The following is a 23,220-nucleotide window of genomic DNA, read 5'->3' as shown; positions in this document are numbered from 1 at the left end:
GCGCTGATGAAGTTTTGCGCGGCCAGGTCCTAGTTGCGTCTGGCGTTCATCGTGGCCAGTTCGCGCCGTGCCGTGGCATCGCGGACCTGCGCTTGCGCGGCGGCCTGCGTGCTGCCCGCGCGGGCAAGCGAAGCGTCGAGGGCGCTCAGGCGCTGGTCCAGATCCACGGGATCCATTTCGGCAAGCAGCTGCCCGGCCTTGACCGCATCGCCCACGTCCACCTTCACGCTCAGCACCCGGCCCGCCACCGTGGGGCCGACCATCCAGCCGCGCCGGGCTTCCACCGTACCGATGCCAAAGAGGGCCGGGCTCAGCCGCCCTTCCTGCAGTCGCGTGACGGTGACCCGTGTTGGCGCCAGCGGGCTGGTTCGCAGGGCCACAAAAGCCAATGCCCCCACCAGCAACAGCGCCAGTCCGCCCAGGGCCAGGCGTCGGATTAGCAGCGGGTTGCGCTTCATGGGGTTTCTCTCAAGGTGAGTCCGCGCACATAAATCTTGAATGCGCCAGGCGCCTGTTGGGCCATGGCGCGCACCTCGCCGCTGATCAGCGACTGCATCACTAGGCCCTGCACCGCACCGACAAACAGCACCGCAGCGGCCTCTTGGTCAGTGCCTGGCGCCAGCAGGCGCTGCTCATTCGCATGCTCCAGCACACCCATGAGCAATCTCCGGTACCGCTGCATCAGGCCGCGAACGCGGGCCTTGAGCGCCGTGTCCTGCGCGTGCTGCAGTTCCTGAAAAATCACCCGTGGAACGCCGGGATGGGCGACCACAAAATCCACATGCGCCATGAATACCGCCTGCAGCGCAGCCAGCGAAGCGAGCTTGTCCGGTTTGGCCAACTCAGCGTCAGCGGCCGCCTGAAGCCGACGCATCAGCGTGTCTGCGGTCCAATCCAGCACCGCCAGCCAAACGGCCTCCTTGCTGGAAAAATGGCGGAACACTGCGCCTTGCGTGATACCCACAGCCTGCGCCAAGTCACCGGTAGTGATGTCTGGCGGGCTGCGCTGCGCCGCCAGCCTTAAGGCCGCCTCCACCAGAGCAGCCTGACGGATTTCCGTGGGCTGCTTGACGCTCTTTAAGGGGTTTTCCATGAGAAACTCAAGTAATTAATTACTTGAGTTGTAGGGCTGACTCCGATTTTGTGCGAGCGACGCAGTGGTCCTCACGACCTGTCAATGTCGCGCTTTGTACGTCGTTGCAACGTAAGATACTGATTTACCAATGAAAAAGGCCGCTAACTGTATGTCGTTAGCGGCCTCTGTCAGAACTAATGGTCGTGTGAAACCTCTCTAAAGATGGCTGGAAACCCGCATGGATTATAGGTTCTACTTTTCAAAAAGCCATTTCGTTCCCCGGTTTGTTCCCCGGTTTGGTGTTTGCTACCCCCTTTTTCTATCTTTACAGATGCTCTACAGCACAAGCTCAGCCACTGTCACGGTCACTTAAAAAAAATCAGGCTGTTGTGCATCAGCATCAGCATGGCGCAGGGGTCAGATTCCAAATCCGTGCCCTTGCACTGGACAGGCAATTTTAGGAATTGCCCCGGCTTGCCCCCTGAGTCTTGCCGCGCATAGGCAGCAAAGACACCACAACGTCTTGTCAAAACTAGATAGATGGTCAACGGGCCGAAGTTTTGGCCGGTTGCTTATGCGAAAAGTTTGTTTTGTGGCTCATGTAGCCAGCAATACAGCTTTTCTGCACCGGTACAAGCAAAGTTTATTGTTGAGCTGGCTTTATAGTCTGGATCACGTCCTGACAAGCAACTCCTGCTTGATGACGCTCTGGAGACCTCAGTGAAAAATAAGCTCATCGCGCTGATTGCAATACTTTTCCTGTGTGTTGCGTGCGCCCCAAAGCCATCCACTGCCGATGTGGATGCCGCGCTGACAGAAAATATATCTGAAAACATAAAAGCGGTTGTCGTTGTTGATCAAACACAGTCTGACATTTCAAGCGATGGTGATGATGTGCTCGTTAAGTTCAAATCACATCTGAAGCTTACTCAGCCGCTATTTGTGAATGCTGACTTTGCAACAGTTTCCAGTGCTGCAGGTGCCGATATCTCGTTATTTGACAAAATTCCAAAAGAGGCTCAAAACTTGAGCGCTGCTGCTCGTGAAAAAATGGATGAGGCCATAAAGTCGAGCACGGGCAAGCCAATATTTTTAGCTCAGGCTAGTCCTGCAGGTACGGCCGTGGAATGGTATGGGTCATTCAAAGCTAAAAAGCTTGTGGACAAGTGGGTGACCACTGACTTCAAGACTGACATTGAGCCGAAATTTAAGGGACAGATTAGGTCAGAGTTTTCTGACGCGGCTGTTGAGAGCGAAAACGCCGGCAAATGGTTCTCTGATATCAAGGCACAACAAATTGCCTTGCTTCAAAAGATCGATACCGTACGCCAGCTTGAAATCAAGGATGCCGAAGCCGAACAAGCGCAAGTTGACAATGCCCAGATGCTCAAGCAAAAAGAGGCCGAACTTGCTGAAGCACGTTTTATTGCCCAGAGGGAGCATACGGAAAAACAGGGCCTGATTGCACAACAGCAGCAGCAAGCACGGCATTTGCCCGTAAAGGTTAGCTTTCGCCATGCTGCATTTGGAAGTACTGCAGTTATCCAAGTTCAGGCTGCTCTGCCGATTACCGTTAGGTTGGAAGTATCCAGGGCCGCTCAAGTTTTTGCCCGTGATTTGCAAATTGCCCCGGGTCGTATTGTCGAAGTAGGGCATGTCGAAGGATGGGGTTTCAAGTCAGGTGACAAGGTAACACTTTCAAATCAATCCTTTGATCCAGTATTTATTTACGCTCCTTGAAATCTCAATTGTTTTTGTGGCAGTGCAGCTCACGTCGTAGTTTGCTTAAACAAGCTTCTTTCTTTCTATTTGTTTGTCATCACAGGTCCGGTGTTCGATGCAAACGGCACCATGTTTGGCGCTAACCGATTGCGCGTCCTCAGCCATCCCTACAAGCTGGTCTATGACGCACAGACGGGAGGCGCCTGGGCGCACTGGCAGGTCAATTCGGACAGCACGGATCCAGGCCACTGTTCAGCTACCGTGAACTGGTTCAGCGGACGGGACTGGAGTTCTTGCCGGTAGCGCCGCAAGATTGAACTTGGCGCAGCAGTCAAACGTCACAGCCAACCCTCAGCATCGTGTAAGTTACGCAAAGTAACATTTAGCCGTAAAGTTTCTGGCCTGCCTGTCCTGGTGCGGTTGAATCGTTTAAGAGAGCCTACTATGAAGGGATGGATCATCAACCTCAGCCTTGCGCTAACACGCATCGCTGTGCATACGCAAGTCCCTCCCATCTTGCTTGAGGCATGCAACCAGATGGAGCGGTTCAATAAGCGAATGGAATGCCTGAGAGCGGCAAACCGGTCTGGCAGCGCTTCCTTATCTGGTGCATTAGCTCAACCAGCCTACGCTGCACCAACAAGCACTAGGTCCTACACAGGACAGCGCGCACCGCCCGCTACGTAGGGCAGCGCGGCGGCACGTACATCCTCACAGCCAGTGGGCGGAAGAACTACAGCGGGTGTTGACGCCCAAAACCGCGCCCACGCGGCCCGTGGAAAACCAAAAATAAGAACACATGAAAAAACTCATCTTCACGGCTGCAGCAATGTTGCTGGTATCCGGCTGCGCCTTCAATGTCACCTTGATGCCCCGCGACTCAGGCAAGTTTTACACAGGTGAAATGGCAGGGCCTGGCAATGGCACTGGCACCATGACCATCAAGATGGAAGGTGATGATGTATGTACCGGCCCTGTCGCCAGGGTAGCATCCAACGAATCATTTGGGTTTGCCAATACCTATTTGGCCAATAGCAAGGGAAAAGTGTCTAGCGCACTTACAACCGTTGCGACATCTGGTGATGTCACGATCAAAGCCATACTGTCATGCACCAGCGGGAAGGGACTGCGCTGCGAGATGACCGGCCAGGGCGGTGGCGGCGGAATCTGCGTTGATGACAGCGGCCGAATTTTCGATGCGTTGGCAATCAGGAAATAACCACGCATCCCTGCCCATGGAAATCCAAAAAGAAAACATGAAAAACCTGATCATCTTGATGACTGCGGCACCAATGCTTTTGGCCAGCTGCGCGAGCCACACCGGCATCATTCCAATGGGTCAGGGCAATTACATGATTGCCAAGCAGCAGGCCACCGGCTTTCCTGGCTTGGGCAACCTGAAGGCTGAAATCATCACCGAAGGCTTGGCGCAATGTACGAGCCAAGGCAAAAAGTTTGAACTCGTCTCAAGCCAGGAGACGCAGCCGCCGTACATCCTCGGGAACTATCCCCGCTCAGAGATCTTGTTCAAGTGCATTTAGGCTTCGCATGAACTGGAACCAAGGACTTCGCCGCTTGAGTGCGGCCATATGGGGATTTTTCGCTTTTGGCTGCGGAATTTTCGGATTTGTGTTTTTGTTTCTGAACGCATCCAGAGAATGGGGCTTTGGCCTTGCCTTAATCGCTTTTCTTATTCCCTTGTACATCGGCCACAAGGTCACATGCTGGATCGTTGACGGGTTTTTCCAGGGCGTGAAGCGCGCCCCACTTGCTTAAAACCGCACCCACGCGGCCCGTGGGAAAAATGGAGGAAAAAAATAATGAAGACGATTATTCTTTTGATAGCAGCCTGCACCCTGTCCATTGGCGCCTTTGCCAAAGGCGGCGGGCATTCAAGCGGCAGCGGCCACGTTAACTCAAGCAGCCATTCCGTGAGTGGCTACACCACTAAAAGCGGCACCTACGTGGCGCCGAGCCACGCCACGAACCCCAACAGTACCAAGACCGACAACTACACCCAAAAGGGCAATACAAACCCCTACACCGGAAAAGACGGTATGAAGGACTGATCTGGTCGATTGATCCACTTTCTACGGCGTAGCGCCCCGGTGGCGCACGCCCTACTCGTCCTAACGACACCTCTCCCGAATGACAAGAACCACATCGCGCAAGCTCACGCGCGCTAAAACCTTCCCTGTGCTGGTCCGTCGCATGGGCCTCGCCCTGGTTGCAGCCGTAGTGGTCGGTCTCCAGGCTACAAGCTGCAGCTTCCAGCCGTTCACCGCCAGCCCAGGCTCGCCTACCCTGCCCGCAGGTCCGCAAGCGCAGCAGGAGACACGGTTCAAGGCATGCCCTCAGTTCTTCGCCCAAGGCATTGCACCTGCAGTCCCGGCAGCGCCCAAGCAGCGCGACTTGTGCTACGAAGCCTTTGCCATTCTGCACAGCGGCGAAACGCGCACCCCTGTGTTCGTGGCTCAAAGGCTCAACCGGCAAAGCATCCTGGATGCCGACGAAAAGCGAACGGACAGGTTTTTCGCAGATGCGCGCTTGCCCACGGCCGAGCGTGCCGAGTTGGCTGACTACAAGGGTTCAAACTACACCAAGGGCCACATGGCGCCAGCCGGTGACATGCCTACGCCAGCGGCCATGGCGCAGAGCTTCAGCTTGGCAAATATGGTCCCGCAAGTGGGCAAACACAATTCAGGCGCATGGGCCAAGATCGAGAAGGACACCCGGCTGTATGCGCTCAGGGCCAAGGGTGATGTGTTCGTCATCACCGGGCCGGTGTTCGGCGCCAGCAGCGGCACTATCGGCGCAAACCATGTGCGCGTGCCCAGCCACCTCTTCAAACTGGTCTATGACGCGCAGACGGGGCGCGCCTGGGCGCACTGGCAGGCCAATGCGGACAGCACGAAGGCTGGGCCACCCATCAGCTACCGCGAGCTGGCGCAACGGACGGGAGTGGAGTACTTGCCGGTGATGCCTCGAGATGATTGAGGTGGAAAGGACTTGACAAATAAAAAACCCAAAAACCAGTCTTTGCCTTATACCGTCATTGATAAATAAAGCATTGATAAGTCACGAATTTTTCATAAAAAGCAATAAGACAAGGCCGATTTGCAAGAAATTGACGACAATTGTTGTGTAGAAAATTTACAACCATTCAGCCAAAGTGGCAATAAAAGCAATACCAAAATTGATATACACTTCTCCACTAAGCCTACACAATGATGTAAAAGAGGACTTATCTGCTATCAAAATAGCGGATCCAATTGCTTACGCCAAGATTGCAGCGTTAATTCGACAGCTTCGAGCTGATTGCAAATTGGCTGAAAAACTGCTTGATCATGGATTTGGCGAAAAAAGAACTGAAGAGCTTTCTGTGAGCAAATGGTTCGATGTATGGAAACAAGGCAAAGATCTATGGCGCTTAAAGTCGTGGGAGTTAGAAGATCAAGGCCTTAAGTACCGAATTATTTACTTGTACCTGCGTAATGAAGCGCGGTTCGTAGTGATGGCAATAGTAAAACGGGAGAATTTTGATTATGACGACCATGAAGACAACATTAGGAGGCGCATATGTGCAAGCCTACAACGCACATACGACATCCACTGAAGTTGTCCCCACTAGCCCTGAAGCGCCACACACTTATAACCTTCGCCAGGACGATTTGCGCCAAACTGGAGTACAAGATGAATTTGATATTGATGAATATATTGAACAACAAGATAAGCTAACTCGCGATGCAATAGCCGCGCAAGGCGAATGGGTAGTAGAGAATTTTTACCCAGGTGTTGTTTCCTTGGCGACCCTGCGCATGCAGGCTGGCCTATCCCAAAACCAATTTGCAGTGATGCTCAAAATTGGACAACCGCACGTTTCTCGCTATGAATCTGGTCGCCACGAACCGGGCGTTTTCCTTGCAGATGCAATGGCTAAGGCCTTAGGTGTTTCACTCGACCAAGTTGTAGCGGCACTGCGCGAAGCAGCAAATTCTGGCAAAAAATGAGACTTATCAAACAACGTTGGGTTAACGCGATCTGGTGCGATGACATACGACATGAAGTAGGTAACAAACCTTCCTTTATGGGTGTCTACGGAATGGAACTTGTTATGCCACAACTACCTGCCATTCTCTCGCGCTTGGCAGTTTACGTGACCGTTGGCACTCCAATCTTGCAACCTTTTCAACAATTAAAGGTGCGTATTCAAAGGGATGATGTAGCTGAGGCCTTAGCATCTATTGAAATTCCAAAAAATGAACTTGAAGTTGCGGCCAAAGAAATAAGCGAACATCTGACGTCGTGTGTTGATCCTCAAGAATTAGATTCACCCACATATATAATGAGTTTTATATTACTAGTTGGACCTATTCAACTTAACGAAACTACAAAATCATTTAAAGTTTGGGTAGATACGGAGTTAGGAACCCTTGAATCTTTCAAGCTAAAAATCAGCTCGCCCGCAATTACGCAACCAGTCGAGTGCTAAAGCAAAGAGATTTTTTGATAAAAGCTTTCGTTCTCGTCTAGCATGATGCTTTTGCAAGGAGGCTCTATGCGGAAATTGAAGTCAAGCGACCCGACGAATCCCAACTGGCCCAGTAAAGAACCTGGGCATCCTTCTGGACCACGCAGGGGGAACGCTCCCCCCGGTAAAAAGTAAGTCAAGCATCAGCCCGCCCCAAGCGGGCTTTTTCACGCCCGTCCCAAGCCATCCATGCAACCATGGCGCCAACCTCTCTACCCCCGCCCCATCCAGTCACGCCTGACCGCCGCTACTTCGTGGTGCGCGGCCGGCTCTGGCGCATGGCCAATCCCGAACTGCCCGGGGAAGAGCGTGCCCAACTCGTCGCGGACCTGATGCGGGCACGCCGGGAAGTGGGGAAAGCACTGCGCAGCAAAGACGCTGACGCCGAAAGGCTGGCCCGCCAAGCTGTCGAGGTGGCCAAGCACAGCCTGGGCGAGCGCGGGCCACCCTGGTGGCGTGATGGCGCGCCCGACTACAACCGGCGCATGGTGCGCAATACGCCCTACGCACAGTGGTTTGCAATGCTGGACATTGAGTAATGCCACCGATTTAACGATCCCGATAGCGCGGGCCACCTTATCTCTACAATTAGGACGCCCAGCATTTACCAAGTACAGCATCAGCCAAAATAAGATTCATGCCCTGCGTATCCAATAGAAGGACTTCTTAAAAATTAGGCGGCCAAGTTGACCCGTTCTGGCACAGCATTGTCAGGTAACCCTTGACTAAGCCTTGAGATCTCGGGGTTTTTTAACAAACGCATCCACACTCATCAAGTTGTCCGTGTCGAGGCTGTGCTGAAAGAGCAAGTTCTGAATGTGCGTAAGGGAAAGGTCATTAAAGTCGATTGCCTGGAAAGACTTAAAGAATCCTCGAATCACGCGGACAAATCTCGTTAGTTCTTTTTCTCGCATGATGCCGACAGGAAAACGAAAGGCAGAGGCACTGCTTACGACGCTGGCAGGATGGACTACGATGTACTTTGGCGTGGTACCTGGGTAGTGTTTTTCAAACCACGCTGCTGAACTATTCATCTGGTCTGTCTCGTACTTGCTTATCTCGGCGCGATCAAGATCGACTTCATTCTTAGATTCCCAAACGATGAAGTTGGTAGCGTCCAATGCCCAAATGTTGTCGGGGCCCTCCTTCCACTCCTTGTCGGGCCGCTCACCAACATATCCCAATGCGCGGCTGAGTTCGTCCAACGCACGCTCGAACTTATCGGCCTTTACCCCAAACACAAGTCGGCCGAGAACGTCCGAAAGCGCAACGTCAAGCTGCGCATAGTCCCCATGTTGAGCAATCCACTCCGCAATGCGTTCGACGCGCCCCTGACTGATTCCATTCAGCCTTGCAACAATCATTCCCTGCGGTGGACGCATTAGCATGCGATTCTTGTTGTGGGCTGCGAGTTGAAGTCGCTGTGACTCGGCGCGGTTACCGGGATAGTTGAAGCGCGCCATCATCTGCAAATACCATCCCACATCGTCGGTGGTCATCGTCTTGGCTTGATCCAATAGTGTCTGCAGCCTTGCAGCAGCCTTGGCGTAGTCGCCGCAATTGTAGAGTTCCTCGGCCTCAAGTTCAGCCGAATAAAGGTCCAGGATTTCCCTGTTCGAGCCCTTCGGCTTTACATTCTCCATCTGCTCGCTGTAGAAGGCCTTCCAACCGTCGTCACGGTTCAAGCACTGCCCAATCAGGGCAAGGAACGCAGCAAGAGGCTCCACACCATCCTCGATCTCACTTTTCGCCATCGCGGCAATTTCCATCCCGATCTCAATTTGCGTAGCCATTTGGGATGACAAGTAACTTCTAGAGTGGTGATCGCGAAGCAGCCGCGCGAGATCGGCTCCCAAAACGACAATTGCCGAATAGTCTTTTTCACCCCGAACACTACGTCCCATCCCCTGTTCTACCGTCCTCACCGCGCGCATGAGCGTAGCGTTGCTATCAGGCCGACACGCCTCTTGATAAAGGTCCAGCAGGCTCTCTGAGAAAGGCTTTCCATCAAACATCAGGATCCGGCAAGAATCGTCCGGTAGATCAATTCCGTCGTACCGATTCACTAACATGAGGGATGTGTCGTACTTCCCGGCCTTCAGTGCGGCGATGTCCTTCCACACGCTGTCCGTATCAGCTACCTTTGCTCCATGCAATTTCCAGTCACCTGTGCGCAAAAAGGACGTTCCTAGCGCGACGACTCCTGAGCGTCGCTTAGGATTTACTGGCGCGAAATAGGCGACCAGCTTTGACCGGTCGAGGCTTTCATCGATAAGCGAAGGCAGCAACACCATCTTCTCGCCAGACCAACGCTCCTTCTCGTAAACCAGGGGTTCGAGAATGGTCTTGGGCGGCAACTGCAATCCTTTAATTAGGAAAGCGTCATCAGTCACCGTGGCAGACATGAAGATTCGGTGCGGACATTCCCAGTAGCTTCCGAATGCTTGCAACGGTGCGATGTGGGGCTCGATCTCTATCGCGGTTCCAGACACCACGCACTGACAGTGCCGCAGCATGTTTCGCAGTAATGGCCATGCAAACTTCACCGAGTTGCGATCAGAGGCTGCAGAAAGGATGGCAGCTATGTCGGTTTCGCGATCCAGCCATGCCCAGTAAGGCACGGGTAAAAGTGCCTCTCTTTTGGCATTCAAGATGTCCGCATACGTACCGATACCCTGCTGCTCCAGTTCGGCTGCAAAAAGCGTGCGGATTGCCAAATATGCTGGGTCGGAATTTGGAATGCGAATCTGGCAGCTTTCCCGTATTGCGTCGGCGCAAGCATGGGCATCGTCCATCAATAAAGTGCCAACAGATGTGGACCTTCTGTTAAGGCCGAACTTCGTCAGTCCGTTAAAGAGCTTTTGAACGGAGGTGATAAGGATCCGTTCGCTATTCAAGAACGCTTCTGGCAAATCAGGGTCAGCCAAGCAGGTCGCAACCCCGAACTGTTTAGCTTGCTCTGCGGTCTGGTCGATCAGGAAGTTATTCGGGCAAAGGTAGACCGCTGGACCTTTACCTTCGTTCAGTCGAGCTTGTAGCATAAGCAGACCCACCAGTGTCTTACCTTGTCCCGTGTGGAGTTTGACAATTACGTCTTTAGCGGCACGGCCTCCGTCGTTCCAAGCTGTTAACACGGATTCTTGAGAAGGCCTCAGCGGACCTTTATCGTGCGCCCTATCAAGGGTCTCATACAGCTTTATCGGGTCGGTGATGCGCGTAAGGTGTTGCCCCGCAAGACGTTTTTTGAAATCAACCAATTGAAATCCTCTTTGAAACTGTTTAATGGGCCAAGAGGTATCGTGTGCTGCGGGTCAATGGTTTTCGCAACATTCACTACTTTGGACGTAAAAATGCACGCTAATTTTTGGAGCCAATCCTGAACTCGATATCCTGGTATGGCAGTGTCGCGCTTTTTTAACTGAGGTTTCTGTAAAGCACTCCATGGCCGATGAGCAACCCTCGTCGAAATGCAATTGCGGCCGACTGTAGCCACCAATAGTGCGAATGCAAATGATAGCCACTCTAAAACCCGAAAATAGATAGTGTTCGGCCTAGGTCCAGTCTAGAAATCAGTCGCGATCTGATTGTTTATGCTCTAGATGTTTGGCATCAAATTTTTATCACTACACCCGGCCGAGTGGCAGCCAGCATCTCCAGAGCACTTTGCATATCGTCAAAATCCACCACCGCCCCCATACTGCCATCATCATTTACCCAGCGCATGCGATTGCCATCAGGAGTCAAAAATAAGACTTTTCCATAGCTTGCCGGAGAATGTTTGGATTTTCCAGATGCATTTTTGGTGTCATCTTTGGTTTCCAGTAAACGCAATAGAGGCTCGTCGGCTGGATTATGCCGAATACACACAACGAAATCAGGATAGAAATAGTTGTCATGCTCAGCGCGAACCACTCGCACTGCGTAAGGCTTGTTACGCGGATTGCGGTGCCACCAAACCACGTAATCTGTCCTGTCCAATGCCCGTGAAAACGCGTTTTCCAGGTTATTGCCAAACCATGTCCCGTCATACTGGCCCTGGCTGAACTCCACACCTTCAAAGGCATAGGTCTTGTCGGCCAACCACATGCGGTCGTCCACCATCATCACAGTCGATACTTTCTCGCCATCTTCGCGGGACGGTGGCAGCACGCCATAAATGTTTTTGGCAGACAACTCCAGAGCAATTTTTCTGGGGAAAATCATCATGTCAGGCAGCGGCTTGGCATCAACCATTTTGGCGCGTGCCGCAATCTCGCTGAATATGGCTTCGCGCAACTCCTGAGAACTTCTGCGCACAACCCAATGCGCTGCATCACGCGCAAGCCGGGCTCGCTCGGCCTCGGTGGGTTGTGTCTCAATTGGCAAGTTTTCGATTTCATCGTCAACCGAACGGCGCAAACGGCTGGCTAGTACCTGCACAATAAGCTTGTAATCCTCTTCCTCTGCTTGCGGCAATGCTCGCAATGCAGCCATCGCCTCGCGCGCCAGGGCGCTGCGGTCGGTGAAAACCTGAATTTCTTCGGTATAACCCTCGCCAGTCGTCAACTCAGTATGGCGTTCAATTTCCTTGATGCGGTTCAGGGCGGCTTTGACGGCTGTTGCGCGTAATCCTTCAGAAATAACCAGCCGCGATGCGACCGCCCGCGAAATCTCTGACATATCGTCCAGTTCGGGCTTTTCTTCTGTTTTTAGGCTGCGTTCTAGTTTGGCCAAGTTGTGTTTGAGCGGATAAGCGCGCAATCCGCGCCGGTCCAACTCGGCCATGAGTTCTTCTCTAGTTTTCGGGTCTGTGCGTCGCATGCGCGGGTTGGCAGTTGAGGCTGGCACCACTTCATCGAGCGCACCATTCAGACCGCCCGACATATCGTAAGGAACGGTGTGGGCCTCAACAAACAACGATGCTTGGGGCTCTATGGCTATAACTGCAACTTCGGCAAGCGTCTTTAGCGTTACCTCCAGCCGGTCAGGCTCCTGCATGTCAAACGCTACGGGTTCCTGATCAGTTGGTCGATTGCTGTAGACCACTGCTCCCGAAACGGTTTGCCGTGTTTCCAGCTTTTCGGTTTGGCCTTCAAGCTGATCTTTTACTTCAGTACTGGCTTTCACCGCTGATTCAAACCCCGCTTGTGCCTGCGCATTGCCCAAGTAAACATAGGCGGTGTTCAAGTCGGCTGGAATATCCTTGGGCTTGCTGAATGCATCGCGTACCGGGCGCGCCACCCGCATCACCCGACCAATGAACTGCATGGCAAAGTCGGCGTCGTTCACAGGCTTGGTGCTGGCCAGCACGAAAGCGCGTGGGGCGTCAAACCCCGTTCCGGCTGACTGTTTGAAAATCAGTACCTGCTTGCTGCTGTCGTTGGCAATGCTGGCCATCAGAACCGGGTCTGGCTCATCAGACGAATGCCGTCCAATGGCTTCAGGTGGCACGCCGCACAGACGCATCAGGTCATCTGCGGCTTCATCCACGGTCTTGTCGCCATTGGCCACCTGCACCAATAGCAACGGGGTCAAGTTAATGCCCGCTGTGACCAAATCTCGCTTTATTTTCAGGTTGCGCCGCCAGCTTTGCCTCAGCACCGTGCGCCTCAGGTCCGTGATGTGGGCCATGGTGTTGCCTAGGCTGTACACCACGGCTTCGATGTATTTCTTGTTCAGGCGGGCCTTCACCACCTCATCACGGCTGACGGCAAAGCTCACCTGCGCGTTATAGCCTGCATTCGTCAAAAATTCATTGAGCCGCTCGTCCTTGGGCGTGGCCGTGGCCATCACCAAGTAATCGGCCTTGAGCCAATGTGCAAATTTGCCAAACTCAGTGCCTTTGTCCAAGGCAATGTGGGCCTCGTCCACCACCAGCCCAATTTGCAAGCCCTGCACACGGGCGCGGGCCAAAAATGCGGCCAGTGTACGGGTGTCGTCGTCGCCGTCTGCGTCATAGCCCTTGGTGCGCGACTGCGCACGGGCCACCCCTTGCGCGGTGGACAGCAGCACCATACCGCCATGGGCTTCTTGGTTTCGCCCGGCGTTCAGTCCGCACGGAGCCAGACTCGGGGAATTGGCGCGCAAGGCGTCCTCGGTTTGCTGCACCAGCGTCACAAACGGCACAAACCAAAACCAAAGCACATTGCGCTCTTCGCTGACCCGTTCCAGTACCTGACTGATGACAAAAGTCTTGCCAGACCCGGTAGGCGCACGCAATAGGCATGGCGGCGATGGTGTGCGCAACAAGGCGCGCGTCATGCCGCTGATCAAGTCAGTTTGAAAGCGCTCTGGCTGCACTGCCGTGCTCTGCGCCGCCATCTGAATGATGGGCATCGGCGTGACTATGGGGGGTATCCCTGGCATATTGTTCTTGAGGGTGTTCATGCTGCAGTCCCGTCGATCCCGGCTGTGTTGCGCGTGGTTTTGCCAATGACTTGGCCCTTCAGCAGGGCATCGGTAATGGAATAGGTATTGGCTTCAATGCCGCGTTCGGCCAGCAGTGCGGCTAGCGCCTTCGGCCGGGGGCAAAACACCGCTAGGCGGGCCATGCCGTGCTCGGCCAGTAACGCGGCCAAGGCTTCAAGCGTGTCTGTCGTGGCTTGCGGACAAAGCACCGTCAGCCAGTCGCCATATTTACCAATGATTTGTATTGCGGCTGCAGCGTCAACAGGCACTGAAGCGGCTTCTCGCATGGACAGCAGAACAGCGGCATGCTCTGGCGTGGCCTCAAATGCCACATCGGCGGCTTCGATTTTGTCGAGCTGCAGGTAAGCGAATTCACCCCCTTGCTCAGAGGTATAGCCCTGCTTGCCGCCATAGCCAGCCATGACACGACGCAGGCGTTCAGCGCACACGTCCCGGCAAAGATTCTTGTCGGGCTCTTTGCTGGTGGCTTCGGTGCTGGAGCAGAGAATGAAACGGCGCTGACCACCGTCCTCGGCGTTGAGTTCAAGCAACGAATATGCGGTTGTTCCCGACCCGGCAAAGAAATCGAGCACGATGTCGTTCGGCTTTGTGGCTTGCGAAAGCAACCCTTTAATTAGGGAACTGGGCTTGGCGTAGTTAAATGCCCTGTCGCCAAACACTGCAGCCACTTGTCGCGCACCTTCCTGGTTGGTGGCGGATACAAAGCTGTTTTCTGCCTCATAGGTGCCTTCTTCAAACGACGGCACGATCCAACTGCTCAAGGGCTGAGTTTGATTACGTAAATCTGCCTTGTAGCGCTTAAATGCTGGCCGACCAAAACCGACCGGTTTGCCTACCCAAAATTCCAAATTCGGTAAATCACGCCGCAGAATGGGTGACTTACCCGAACGCGGTACGTCACCTGCGTCGATGGCAATTAATAGCTCATCCATCGTTTTCCAGGTTACGACCTTCTGATCTTTTGGGTAAAGAATTTGCCCTATGCGTGCAAACTCTTCCATAGTCTTGGCTTGCACGGTCTGACCAGCTTTGAGTCTTGCCTCACTCGCATACACCCAAATCCGATCTGGGTTTGGCGGGTACCAAATCCCAGATGTGGCGTCCTGCAGCGGGTAATAAAGATTGGGACGCTCTTTATATGAAAAGCCAAGTGTCAAATCGCTTGTGCGCCAGTCACCACGTGGATCATTGTCCAGGTTGCTGTACATCTCATAGCTTTTGTCAAACCCGTTGAAACTAAAGCCGGAATTGCCATAAACCAGTACATGCTCATGGTCAACGCTCAGAAAACAAGATTGGTCGGCATTGGAACCCTGCCGTGTCCGCCAAGTAATGGATCCTAGTCGCCGCCCTGGAAAAACCTCGTCCATCAGCAGTCCTAGCCGGTCGCGGTTCTCATCATTGATGGATACCAAAATCACGCCGTCGCTGGTCAACAGTTCACGCGCCAGCGTCAGGCGCTGGTGCAAAAATTCAAGCCACTGGCTATGCCGCCAGCGGTCATTGGCGCCAACAAACTTGTCGTTGTAAACCCAGTCTTTGTTGCCGGTGTTATAGGGCGGGTCAATGTAAATCACCCGTACCTTTCCCGCATGGGTGGCACGCAGCAGGCGCAGGCTGTCAAAGTTGTCGCCCTCGATGATCAGGTTGCGGTGCTGGCTGGTGCCCGCTGGCGTGTGGCTGAAATCAGGCATCAGCCGGGGCAGGACGACATTGGCATTGAGAGCCGAATCGCGTTCAATAGCGTTAGATTCCCAATAAAGTCCGAGTTTTTGCTTTGTCAGGTGCTCCACCAGAAGGCGGCGTAGTTGCGGGGCGTTAAGGTTCTGGAATTGCTCCAGTAGTGAGTTCGCAGTTGCTAATGCCATGCGTGCATCATAGAAGGCGTTGCCTACCTTATCGGTTCATCTCACGGCAAATGCTTTGCAGGCAAACCTTGCGCGGCACAGCCCACACATGACCACATGTGCAATGTTCTGGGCTGTTCAATAGATGCTATTTACTCGCCATGACTATCTTTGTCGGCCTTGGGCAACTCTAGATAAGCCGTGTGCAGCCGCTGCAGGTCCAGCAGCAAGGCCAAGTGCTTGGGCACCCAGCCAGGAATCGGCGTCTTACCGTTCACCCAGCGGCTTGGGGTGTTTTTGTCAAGGCCAGCCTTTCGGCAAAAATCGGATTGCTTCCAGCCCAAGGCATCAAGGGCTTGCGTGAATTCGTCGGGGTTCATATTGGAAGTCGCTTTCTCAAGTTAAATTTTTGCAGATATTTGCAATTTTACCTTAAAGCGTATATTTTATACAATTATCTACTCTTTTTTAACATAACGCCCGTCGTAGAACATACGAATGTGGATAGTTTTCTACGCTTTAAGGGAATATCCAACAAAATCAACCACTTGCGGCCGTGCCGTATTTGCTCAAAATTTAAGCGCTACAGCAGAGAAAAGTTATCCACAGGCCCGCAAAGATGGTCCAGTTTTGGACCATCTTTGCGCCGGGGTTGGAAAGCTCGCCCGTATGCCCGCCACTATCCGTTCGGCCTGGGTGTCATGGTTGTCCTTCAGCCGCCAGTAGGTTGCCCAGTGCATTCCTTTGGGCTTGCCGCCGGCCGGGTTGAAAATGCCCGCCTTCCAGCCCAGCCGGGCGCGCACCTTATTGATCCGCCGCGCTTCCAGGTCTTCCCGGCTTTCCCGCTGACTTTGGTAGGCCCGCTGGTGGCAGTGCCGGCACGCAAACATCGCACCGCCATACAGCACGGCCACACGTCGCCCACAGCCCGGCATCGGACAAAGCCACCAGACGCGCTCCCCACCATAGTGGCAAGCCGTCCAGGACAGGCGCACCGGATAGTTCATGGCCTGCCATTCACCGCCAAGCGGCAAATTCGAGTAATTCAGGGTCACGCGGTCGCTGACCACTTTGAGGCTGATGCTGGCATCCTCCACCTTGATGCTCTTGCCGGCGCTGTTTATGCTGTTGCGCGTCCAAGTCAAACTGAACTGATACCCCGGCCGCAACTGGCCGTCGCGCTGCAACTGGCGCACGTCGAGCGCCCGCATATCGCTGAGGGTGCCTTTGCCGCTGTGCCTGCCACTGTTGAATCCGCCCATACTTTGCTTTCTGAAATATTTACCGAAATCATTAAGCAAAAACGCACTGAACGGATTGCTCTTTTTCCTCGAAATCCTCGCCAAGCCGCGCTGGTGCTGGATTTGAAGGTTTCGCAAGCTTGGGTTTTCCAAGCATGGTTTCGCAAGGTTTCTCAGAAACTATCAAAACCCAAGCTTGCGAAACCATGCTGCCCCACCCAATAATCGAGCCAATCCTTTTACAGGCAGGCATTGATTGCTATGTATTTGATAGCTTTTTATGACTGTTTAAGCTTGTGTTTTTCAGTTTCAATGTTAACTTTTGCATCGTTTTCCAAGCTTGGAGAAACCATCAAATCCAAGCTTGCGAAACCTTGAACGGCATTGCGCGCCGCCTTGACCTTGTGCAATGCTGGCACCGGGCTACACGTAAAATCAACTTGTGGCGGTATCAAGGCCAGCCGTGTCATCCTTGATTCCAACAGGGGCGGTGTCCATCGTGGCGTCCCTGCCGTCACCAGTTGGAGATCAGTCGTCTTTTCGACTCATCTCAAAGGGTTGGATTGGAAATCGAACCCCTTTTGGATTGCAAATCCAGAAGTTTTAGCGGTGGACCTCCTCTCCAATGGGGATCAGCTCAGTTTTGAGCGCATCTACTGCGCCGGGTTTTCGGCTCACTTCCCAAAGGGTTTGCGCAGTATGCAGGCCCTCACTGGCGAGATACCCCTCAAGTTGAGGGATAGCTCACGGGCGCGATAGTGAACGGTTTGAAGGGTGTGGTGAAGCGGCGCACCCTCCTCGCGGGCGCGTGCGCAGCGTTTTTGGCTGGATTTCAAATCCGACCATTCCGAATTCCTCCAGGTCAGACTAATAGGTCCGGCCGGCTCTTGAAGCACCTCAGTCTCGCCCGCGTGGGAAATGACACATTTGTCGGGGTTTGCCGGGGTTTGCATGGCTTGCCTGCTTCGATTTTTCCAAGCTTGGCTTTCTTCTTTCCAAGCTTGGGTTTTGCCTTAGCAAGCTTGGGTTTTGCAAACTTGGGCTGCACCGCCCCACCCTTCTCCCAACCTTCGGCCTTGGCGCGCAGGCGCAGCGCTTCCGCGCCCACCGGCAGCCCCAGCTCGTCAATCAACCATGCCAGCGGCTTGCGCGGGTCCGCCTCCCACGTCGCCCGGGTGCTACCCATTGATCGGGCGATAGTTTGGGCTTGCCGGCCATTCAGGGTGTTCCCACCACCGGGGGCCGGCCGGGGCTTTGGGCTGGGTGCGGTTGTTCATCCCCCAGTGGGGGTTGGACGATGGGTGCGGGGTTGCTGGGTACTGGTGCGCAAGGGAACAGTCTGGCTTTCGCCGGCTTGCAGCCGGACCCGCCTGGGACCGCGCGAAATGCAGCCCACGGGCGCGTGCGCATCGGTGAATAGAAGATGCACTCAGTTTTGAGCGCATCTATTTTGATGGCATGAACTGGAAAGCAAAGCAGGATTTCTTGCTTTGGACATCCAGCACAGCGCGCTCGATCAACTCCTTGCACTCTGGCATGGGCAGGTTGATGAAGGCGTCCAGACTGGTGCCGACAAGGCGGTCCAGGTCATCGCCCAAGGCTTCGGCGCGGGCGATGTGGCGGTTGATGGCCTGCTTGGTCATGCCAGTGGCGGCGGCGGTTACTGCGGCGAACTCTGGCGGTCTTCCGCGCCCGCGCTCTGGAATAGTGGAACCACTTGTTCCACTATTCGCCTCAATCGGCAGTACATCCTTGGCCTGCTCAGGCTTCTGACTGGCGGGCGGGTGCATCGCCTCCCAAATGACCTTGCGCCGCTTGGTGTAGCTTGAGCGCTGGCTGGCCGTCAGCTCGGAGCGGCACAGGTTCTCGTCAATCTCGATGATTTCCGCCTGCAAGTTGCAGAACGATGTTCTATATTTTCTATAAATTCAATATATAAAATAACTTTTATATATAAATTATAGTATTTATATACTTTATTCTGAATATATAAGATATATTAAATATATAAGGCGTTCGACCGAACTGCAGTGCTACCCAATGTGGCCCAGGCCGCCGCTCACCACATGGGCGATGGAGCGGTCGCCCACATCCTGGCCGATGGGCTCGCGCATGGACACGTTCACGGGCGCCTGCTTGGCGTTGTTGAGCTGCGCTGGAATGGCCGCGTCGGGCGCCGGCGCGATGCGCTCGGGCACGGCTGACGGGATCGACACCGGCGGGATGCGCGCGGCACTGGCATTCACCGTGCCCGTGCCGGTGTAGGCGGCCAGAAACCCGTCCTTGTCCTGCGCTACGTCGTTGTAATACTTGCGTGCCGACGTGCCGTTGGCATCGACCGCGCCCGTGCCGCCCCTGGCAACCTTTATGGCGCCAGTCATCCCAGCGATGTGCCGCGCTTTCAAAAGTCCGGCGATGTTCTCCGGGGACTTGTCCTTGACATTCGGGTTTGCCATCAACGACTTGTACGCCGCGTCCGAATTGGTCTTGAAAGCCAAGTCCTGTGCCTCCGGACTTTTGAGGTAGGCGTCATAGGACAGGCCGCCGCCCCAGTTGTCCTTGTTTTTCAGGAACTTGGTCATACCGCCGGACTTGCCCCACTTGTATTCATTGTTGAAGCCATCTCTGGCCATGGCTGACTTGACCCCCTTTGCACCGCCTTTGATCAGCCCGGCATCAGCCAGCCAGCCGGCGCCGGCCTGATAGGGGCCCATGTAGCCCGCCTCATTGACCACGCCCAGCTTGCCGCCGCCGCTTTCGGTCAGGGCGGTGGATGCCACCAGGGCGCGCGTCTGCGCATCGCTCAGGTTGCCGATGTTGCCAGCCGCATAGCTGGCGCCGGTTTCGAGCGCGCGCTCCTGGTTGCTGCCCTTTTTGAAAAGCTGCTTGACGCCACCGACAAAGCGGCCGGCGCTCTGCACAAGGGACTTGGCCGGCGGCAGCTTGGCCGGTGCGCCCGGCGCCGGGTCCGTCTGCTCTTTGGCGCCGCCCTTGAAGTCGTTGACCACACCGACCACGGCGGTCTTGGCCGCCTCATACTTCTTTTTGCCCCAGTCAGCCGCGCTCAGGATCACCTGCTTGGCCGCGTCAACCGCATCGAAAATTTTGGCCATCAGGCCGCTGTCCGTCAGCCACTTGTAGATGAACTCGCCCAGTTTGACGCCGCCCAGCAGCGCCAGCCCGCCCAGCAGCACGCCGCCGATGGCCGTGAGGATCGGCATGATGAACAGCATCATCTTGGGCGCCAGCTCGCCCATGAGCGTTCCCATGAAACTGCCGGACTTGACCGATTCGCCGCCACCCATGCCGCCGCCCGGGGCATCCTTTTTGCCAGTAATGGCCTTGAGCAGACGCTTGTGCCACGCTTCCTTCTTGCGGTCGGCCGTGCGCCCGAACATCGAGAACATGCCCCGGCCCAGCGGCCCAACAACCTCCTTGACCTCCTTCATGGCGGTGATGGTCGGATCGAGCTGGTCGGCGCCGTCCAGCGAATCGCCCAGCTTGCCGATGGCATTCGTCAGCAGCCCCATGCCGTCTTGCTCACCTTTGTCGCCGGTGCCGTCATCGCCGCCAATGCTGCTCTTGCCGCCGCCGGTGAAGCGCCCCAACGCATCGCGGGTATCGACGGCATCGGGCGTGACCGGGGTGTCCAGTCCGGCTGTGCGGACCCGGTGGCGCCCGGCCGGCGTCACCGTGGTCGTGCTGGTGTTGCTCTGCGCCCTCTCGGCTGCGCTGGCGGTGCGTTGCGTGCCCACGCCGCCGCCGGCCGCGCGCGCCGCGCCATTGCCTGCGCGCCCGGCCGGCGTGGCCACCTGACGCACAAACTGTCCGCTCGCACCGCGCGAATGGGCGCTGCCCTCGTTGGGCGCCTTGGCGCTGGTCCGGCGACTGCTGTCCGCCGTGGCGCGTAGCTGCAGCTTGGCCGCACTCGCGGACATGCGCGCCTGCACACCCAGCGCGTGGGCAATCGCCTTCACATCGCTGCGGATGCCGCGCCACACGGCCATGCCGGCGGCCTGCGCATCCAGCAGCTCGCGGTTCACGTCCAGCAGCTCGCCGACCAGGAAGCCCTGGGAATCGTGTTTAAAGGTTGTCATTTTTGATCCAGTCCAAAGACACGACGGTGCAGGCCGTGCCAGCGTCGTTTATTGGCTTGGCGCTTGTTCTTCAATGAAGTTTTGAGACGCTGCAATGAGGGCTTCAAAGCCGACAAGGCCTTCCAGGTGCGCCGGGCTGCAGAGCGGATCAGCAGAGAACGCACGCAGGGCGGGCAGTTCGGCCTGCAGCACGGCAATCCGGTCCTTTGCGGCCTGAACGTCTTTTTCGGTCTGACTCACCGGGTTTTCCACGCCCGTCAGCTTGATTTGCGCGTGCGTCAGGCCAGCTTCAATCAAGCGCTGGTACGCGCTCGGCGACTGGTGTCCGAACGGCGTCGCCTCGGCAAGCCGAACTTTTTCGGCCAGACGCGGACCCTCAACTTCACAAGCCGTCAGTCGCGCCGACACAGCCGATTTCAAGGGCTGCAGCCGGTCTGTCCGGGCTTTCACGCGGGCATCGTGCCGGGTACGCTCGATCTTCGCCAGTGCAGTCTCGGCTTCAAGCGCGTGCATTGTGTGCTGCAGCCATGCAGCGGGCGTGTCGCCATCGGCCTGTGCGGCTTCGATAGCAGTGCTTGCGAAGTGGCTGTAGGCGTTTTCGCGGACCAGTTGCTCCAGGGCAGCGGCGCACCGGCTGGCCAAGTTGCGCACGGTGGTATCTCAGAAGGCCAGTGCATGGCGCTCGATGACGCTGGAATGAACTGGCGAGGCGTCGCCCAGGCGGATTGGGGCGAACACGCGGGCGGGGACGGCTGGGGATGGGGCGGTGAAATTCATGGCGAAGGGGGTTTCCTGTGTGATGGCTGGGTCTGCCGGTGCGGTAGGCGGTTTGGGCAGAAATGCGGCAGGCGCTGGCCTGTCCGCGCGATGAAAGGATTGAATCGTGGGTCGTGGCTTGGCGCGGCCTATCGAGAAAAAGCGGATCACGCGGCGGCTCCCGGCTGGGGGGCGCTGCTCAGGGCTTGGCGTCCTTTGCGCATGGCGTGCTCAATGCGAAATTCAGCACGGTTCATGGCGGCAGCCACGCCTTCGATGGCTTCGCGGGCGTCGCGTGCTGTGCGCAGCAGCAAGGCGCTGCAGGCTGTGTCATCAAAGGCGTCAGCGTTCCTTGCGCGGTATTGCTCCACGCCGCTGCACAATTCCAGCACCAGGGTGCAGACACGGGTATTCCGAAGCATTGGAGTCGGGTCGAAGCGGTGCGTCTCCAGCAGCACATCGGCAATCGCCTGTGCATTGCGCTCCAGCAGGCCAGTCATGCGGCGCACGGTCGCATTGCGCGCGGCCATGGCGCTGTCCCGCTCGGGCGCTTCATCCAGGCCCAAAAGCCAGTCCGTTGAAACGGCCAGGGCGGCAGACAAAAGGCTGACAAAGTGCAGCGGCGGAACTCGCTTGCACTGCTCCCACAAGCAGAGCTGGGTGCTGTTGGCAAAGCCCAGCGCCTGCGCCAGTTCGGCTTGCGTTAGTCCGTTCATTTCACGCGCAGCAACAATGCGCTGCCCAATGCCCAGCCGCAAGGCTTTGTTGGATCGGCTTTTCATTCCCTTCATGGGCTCGGTATCGGCGTCGTCGCCTTCAGCATCGGGATCAAGGACTTCCGTCGCCGGCAGTGCCGGGTTTGAAGCCCGGTTTTCAGGAACGAGCTGGGGCACCATGGATTGCAGGACATTTTCAGGGTGTGGCATGGCAGCTTTTGAGTGGTTGAGCCGCCATCATCGGCAATGGCACGCATCGAACAGAGCGACGTTTTCCAAATCGAGAAACTTGTTTTCCAAACCAACAACTGCCGGGCTATACCCCCAAGTCGTCGCCGTTAGCCAGCAGCTCGTGTGCGACGGTAACTGGTCGAAGCAGGCATTACTGCTGTGGAAACTCCCTCATAGGCCCGGCCCGGCGGTGAACATGCGGAGAATTTTTTCTTCGTGTTCATGCAGCACCAGACGCAACAAAGCCCGCACGATGGCGGGCCTTGGGCCTTGGAGTTGCGCCGGGTCAGTCGGGAAGGCGTCCTCGTTTCGGCTCAATCCCCAGGCGCTGCCAGAACCCAGCGATGGCGACATCTTCTGCCCTGTCCTCCTTGTGCGTCATGTGGCTGGGGCACCAGTCAGCAGGGCCGGGGTCACGGCCGACGGCTTGCTGCGTCCCGTGGTGCTCGGTGATGAAAGTCAGGTTCAGGCAGGCCGGGTCATCACCATGTGGGGCTGGGTTGAAGGCGCAGCAGGTCGCGCAGGTGCGTTTGATGATATTCATGACGTTTTTCAGGTGTTTTGGTTGTGGGTCGAAAGTTCTGGGTGAATGCTTC

At 55.7% G+C, this 23,220-nt stretch carries 24 protein-coding genes; 10 read left to right on the top strand and 14 right to left on the bottom strand.

Features of this window, described 5'->3' with window-relative positions:
• Positions 1-29 precede the first annotated feature (29 nt).
• Both EC86_RS29790 and EC86_RS0102650 read right to left on the bottom strand, forming a co-directional pair.
• Positions 30-458, bottom strand: coding sequence for an efflux RND transporter periplasmic adaptor subunit (locus EC86_RS29790; RefSeq protein ID WP_232229762.1), 429 nt, complete (start codon positions 456-458; stop codon positions 30-32).
• Positions 455-1,093: a TetR/AcrR family transcriptional regulator gene (locus EC86_RS0102650; RefSeq protein WP_029524154.1), complete on the bottom strand. Its 639-nt coding sequence runs from the start codon at positions 1,091-1,093 to the stop codon at positions 455-457. The genes EC86_RS29790 and EC86_RS0102650 overlap by 4 nt, the downstream gene beginning before the upstream one ends.
• A 702-nt stretch (positions 1,094-1,795) precedes the next feature.
• Between EC86_RS0102650 and EC86_RS0102640 the strand changes: the two genes are divergently transcribed.
• The 10 genes from EC86_RS0102640 to EC86_RS0102590 all read left to right on the top strand — a co-directional run bounded on the left by EC86_RS0102640 (position 1,796) and on the right by EC86_RS0102590 (position 7,867).
• Positions 1,796-2,815 carry a hypothetical protein gene (locus EC86_RS0102640; RefSeq protein WP_029524153.1) on the top strand — a complete coding sequence of 340 codons (1,020 nt, stop codon included), beginning with the start codon at positions 1,796-1,798 and terminating at the stop codon, positions 2,813-2,815.
• A gap of 781 nt (positions 2,816-3,596) precedes the next feature.
• Positions 3,597-4,016 carry a hypothetical protein gene (locus EC86_RS28485; RefSeq protein WP_156955196.1) on the top strand — a complete coding sequence of 140 codons (420 nt, stop codon included), beginning with the start codon at positions 3,597-3,599 and terminating at the stop codon, positions 4,014-4,016.
• Between the two features lie 16 nt (positions 4,017-4,032).
• On the top strand, positions 4,033-4,338 hold the full coding sequence (locus tag EC86_RS0102625) for a hypothetical protein (protein WP_156955194.1): 306 nt from the start codon (positions 4,033-4,035) through the stop codon (positions 4,336-4,338).
• 7 nt (positions 4,339-4,345) lie between these two features.
• Positions 4,346-4,573: a hypothetical protein gene (locus EC86_RS0102620; RefSeq protein WP_029524150.1), complete on the top strand. Its 228-nt coding sequence runs from the start codon at positions 4,346-4,348 to the stop codon at positions 4,571-4,573.
• A gap of 44 nt (positions 4,574-4,617) precedes the next feature.
• Positions 4,618-4,866, top strand: coding sequence for a hypothetical protein (locus tag EC86_RS0102615; RefSeq protein WP_029524149.1), 249 nt, complete (start codon positions 4,618-4,620; stop codon positions 4,864-4,866).
• Positions 4,867-4,945: 79 nt separating this feature from the next.
• The gene (locus EC86_RS0102610) at positions 4,946-5,794 is read left to right on the top strand and encodes a DNA/RNA non-specific endonuclease (RefSeq protein ID WP_232229761.1); all 849 of its coding nucleotides are present in this window, start codon (positions 4,946-4,948) and stop codon (positions 5,792-5,794) included.
• A 175-nt stretch (positions 5,795-5,969) separates the two neighbouring features.
• Positions 5,970-6,413: a hypothetical protein gene (locus EC86_RS29425; RefSeq protein ID WP_198026747.1), complete on the top strand. Its 444-nt coding sequence runs from the start codon at positions 5,970-5,972 to the stop codon at positions 6,411-6,413.
• Complete coding sequence (locus EC86_RS27450) at positions 6,352-6,807, top strand: helix-turn-helix domain-containing protein (RefSeq protein ID WP_198026746.1); 456 nt, start codon at positions 6,352-6,354, stop codon at positions 6,805-6,807. The genes EC86_RS29425 and EC86_RS27450 overlap by 62 nt, the downstream gene beginning before the upstream one ends.
• Positions 6,804-7,289 carry a hypothetical protein gene (locus tag EC86_RS28480; RefSeq protein WP_156955192.1) on the top strand — a complete coding sequence of 162 codons (486 nt, stop codon included), beginning with the start codon at positions 6,804-6,806 and terminating at the stop codon, positions 7,287-7,289. The genes EC86_RS27450 and EC86_RS28480 overlap by 4 nt, the downstream gene beginning before the upstream one ends.
• A 236-nt stretch (positions 7,290-7,525) precedes the next feature.
• Complete coding sequence (locus EC86_RS0102590) at positions 7,526-7,867, top strand: hypothetical protein (RefSeq protein WP_029524147.1); 342 nt, start codon at positions 7,526-7,528, stop codon at positions 7,865-7,867.
• A gap of 186 nt (positions 7,868-8,053) precedes the next feature.
• On the opposite strand, the gene EC86_RS0102585 is transcribed toward EC86_RS0102590, so the two are convergent.
• The 12 genes from EC86_RS0102585 to EC86_RS0102530 all read right to left on the bottom strand — a co-directional run bounded on the left by EC86_RS0102585 (position 8,054) and on the right by EC86_RS0102530 (position 23,168).
• A complete protein-coding gene (locus EC86_RS0102585; RefSeq protein ID WP_029524146.1) occupies positions 8,054-10,585 on the bottom strand; it encodes a DEAD/DEAH box helicase in 2,532 nt (843 codons plus the stop codon).
• Between the two features lie 352 nt (positions 10,586-10,937).
• Positions 10,938-13,694: a DEAD/DEAH box helicase gene (locus EC86_RS0102580; RefSeq protein ID WP_051675694.1), complete on the bottom strand. Its 2,757-nt coding sequence runs from the start codon at positions 13,692-13,694 to the stop codon at positions 10,938-10,940.
• Complete coding sequence (locus tag EC86_RS0102575) at positions 13,691-15,604, bottom strand: site-specific DNA-methyltransferase (protein WP_051675693.1); 1,914 nt, start codon at positions 15,602-15,604, stop codon at positions 13,691-13,693. The genes EC86_RS0102580 and EC86_RS0102575 overlap by 4 nt, the downstream gene beginning before the upstream one ends.
• A gap of 131 nt (positions 15,605-15,735) precedes the next feature.
• Positions 15,736-15,963 carry a helix-turn-helix domain-containing protein gene (locus EC86_RS0102570; protein WP_029524143.1) on the bottom strand — a complete coding sequence of 76 codons (228 nt, stop codon included), beginning with the start codon at positions 15,961-15,963 and terminating at the stop codon, positions 15,736-15,738.
• Between the two features lie 219 nt (positions 15,964-16,182).
• The gene (locus EC86_RS0102565) at positions 16,183-16,977 is read right to left on the bottom strand and encodes a hypothetical protein (protein WP_156955190.1); all 795 of its coding nucleotides are present in this window, start codon (positions 16,975-16,977) and stop codon (positions 16,183-16,185) included.
• 125 nt (positions 16,978-17,102) lie between these two features.
• Positions 17,103-17,294, bottom strand: a complete 192-nt coding sequence (locus tag EC86_RS28475) for a hypothetical protein (protein WP_156955188.1) — start codon at positions 17,292-17,294, stop codon at positions 17,103-17,105.
• A gap of 392 nt (positions 17,295-17,686) precedes the next feature.
• Entirely contained in the window at positions 17,687-17,956 is a 270-nt protein-coding gene (locus EC86_RS0102555) for a hypothetical protein (protein WP_156955186.1), read from the bottom strand.
• A 313-nt stretch (positions 17,957-18,269) separates the two neighbouring features.
• Positions 18,270-18,719 (bottom strand): hypothetical protein, encoded by a 450-nt coding sequence (locus EC86_RS0102550; RefSeq protein ID WP_029524140.1) that lies wholly within the window; start codon positions 18,717-18,719, stop codon positions 18,270-18,272.
• A 138-nt stretch (positions 18,720-18,857) separates the two neighbouring features.
• Positions 18,858-20,921 (bottom strand): hypothetical protein, encoded by a 2,064-nt coding sequence (locus EC86_RS26875; protein WP_051675691.1) that lies wholly within the window; start codon positions 20,919-20,921, stop codon positions 18,858-18,860.
• Between the two features lie 48 nt (positions 20,922-20,969).
• Entirely contained in the window at positions 20,970-21,572 is a 603-nt protein-coding gene (locus tag EC86_RS0102540) for a hypothetical protein (protein WP_029524138.1), read from the bottom strand.
• Between the two features lie 272 nt (positions 21,573-21,844).
• Positions 21,845-22,603, bottom strand: a complete 759-nt coding sequence (locus EC86_RS0102535; RefSeq protein ID WP_029524137.1) for a helix-turn-helix domain-containing protein — start codon at positions 22,601-22,603, stop codon at positions 21,845-21,847.
• A gap of 307 nt (positions 22,604-22,910) precedes the next feature.
• Positions 22,911-23,168, bottom strand: coding sequence for a hypothetical protein (locus EC86_RS0102530; RefSeq protein WP_029524136.1), 258 nt, complete (start codon positions 23,166-23,168; stop codon positions 22,911-22,913).
• Between the last annotated feature and the right edge of the window lie 52 nt (positions 23,169-23,220).

Origin of the sequence: Polaromonas glacialis (assembly GCF_000709345.1) — a bacterium.
Taxonomy (GTDB): Bacteria; Pseudomonadota; Gammaproteobacteria; order Burkholderiales; family Burkholderiaceae_C; genus Polaromonas; species Polaromonas glacialis.
This window is presented reverse-complemented; position numbering and strand designations above follow the sequence as displayed.

Coding starts and splice junctions, on each gene's coding strand:
- EC86_RS29790 (WP_232229762.1), bottom strand. CDS start 458: ATGAAGCGCAACCCGCTGCTAATCCGACGCCTGGCCCTGGGCGGACTG.
- EC86_RS28485 (WP_156955196.1), top strand. CDS start 3,597: ATGAAAAAACTCATCTTCACGGCTGCAGCAATGTTGCTGGTATCCGGC.
- EC86_RS28475 (WP_156955188.1), bottom strand. CDS start 17,294: ATGACACGGCTGGCCTTGATACCGCCACAAGTTGATTTTACGTGTAGC.
- EC86_RS27450 (WP_198026746.1), top strand. CDS start 6,352: ATGAAGACAACATTAGGAGGCGCATATGTGCAAGCCTACAACGCACAT.
- EC86_RS0102580 (WP_051675694.1), bottom strand. CDS start 13,694: ATGAACACCCTCAAGAACAATATGCCAGGGATACCCCCCATAGTCACG.
- EC86_RS0102615 (WP_029524149.1), top strand. CDS start 4,618: ATGAAGACGATTATTCTTTTGATAGCAGCCTGCACCCTGTCCATTGGC.
- EC86_RS0102610 (WP_232229761.1), top strand. CDS start 4,946: ATGACAAGAACCACATCGCGCAAGCTCACGCGCGCTAAAACCTTCCCT.
- EC86_RS0102570 (WP_029524143.1), bottom strand. CDS start 15,963: ATGAACCCCGACGAATTCACGCAAGCCCTTGATGCCTTGGGCTGGAAG.
- EC86_RS0102590 (WP_029524147.1), top strand. CDS start 7,526: ATGGCGCCAACCTCTCTACCCCCGCCCCATCCAGTCACGCCTGACCGC.
- EC86_RS0102650 (WP_029524154.1), bottom strand. CDS start 1,093: ATGGAAAACCCCTTAAAGAGCGTCAAGCAGCCCACGGAAATCCGTCAG.
- EC86_RS0102625 (WP_156955194.1), top strand. CDS start 4,033: ATGGAAATCCAAAAAGAAAACATGAAAAACCTGATCATCTTGATGACT.
- EC86_RS28480 (WP_156955192.1), top strand. CDS start 6,804: ATGAGACTTATCAAACAACGTTGGGTTAACGCGATCTGGTGCGATGAC.
- EC86_RS0102530 (WP_029524136.1), bottom strand. CDS start 23,168: ATGAATATCATCAAACGCACCTGCGCGACCTGCTGCGCCTTCAACCCA.
- EC86_RS0102535 (WP_029524137.1), bottom strand. CDS start 22,603: ATGCCACACCCTGAAAATGTCCTGCAATCCATGGTGCCCCAGCTCGTT.
- EC86_RS26875 (WP_051675691.1), bottom strand. CDS start 20,921: ATGACAACCTTTAAACACGATTCCCAGGGCTTCCTGGTCGGCGAGCTG.
- EC86_RS0102620 (WP_029524150.1), top strand. CDS start 4,346: ATGAACTGGAACCAAGGACTTCGCCGCTTGAGTGCGGCCATATGGGGA.
- EC86_RS0102575 (WP_051675693.1), bottom strand. CDS start 15,604: ATGGCATTAGCAACTGCGAACTCACTACTGGAGCAATTCCAGAACCTT.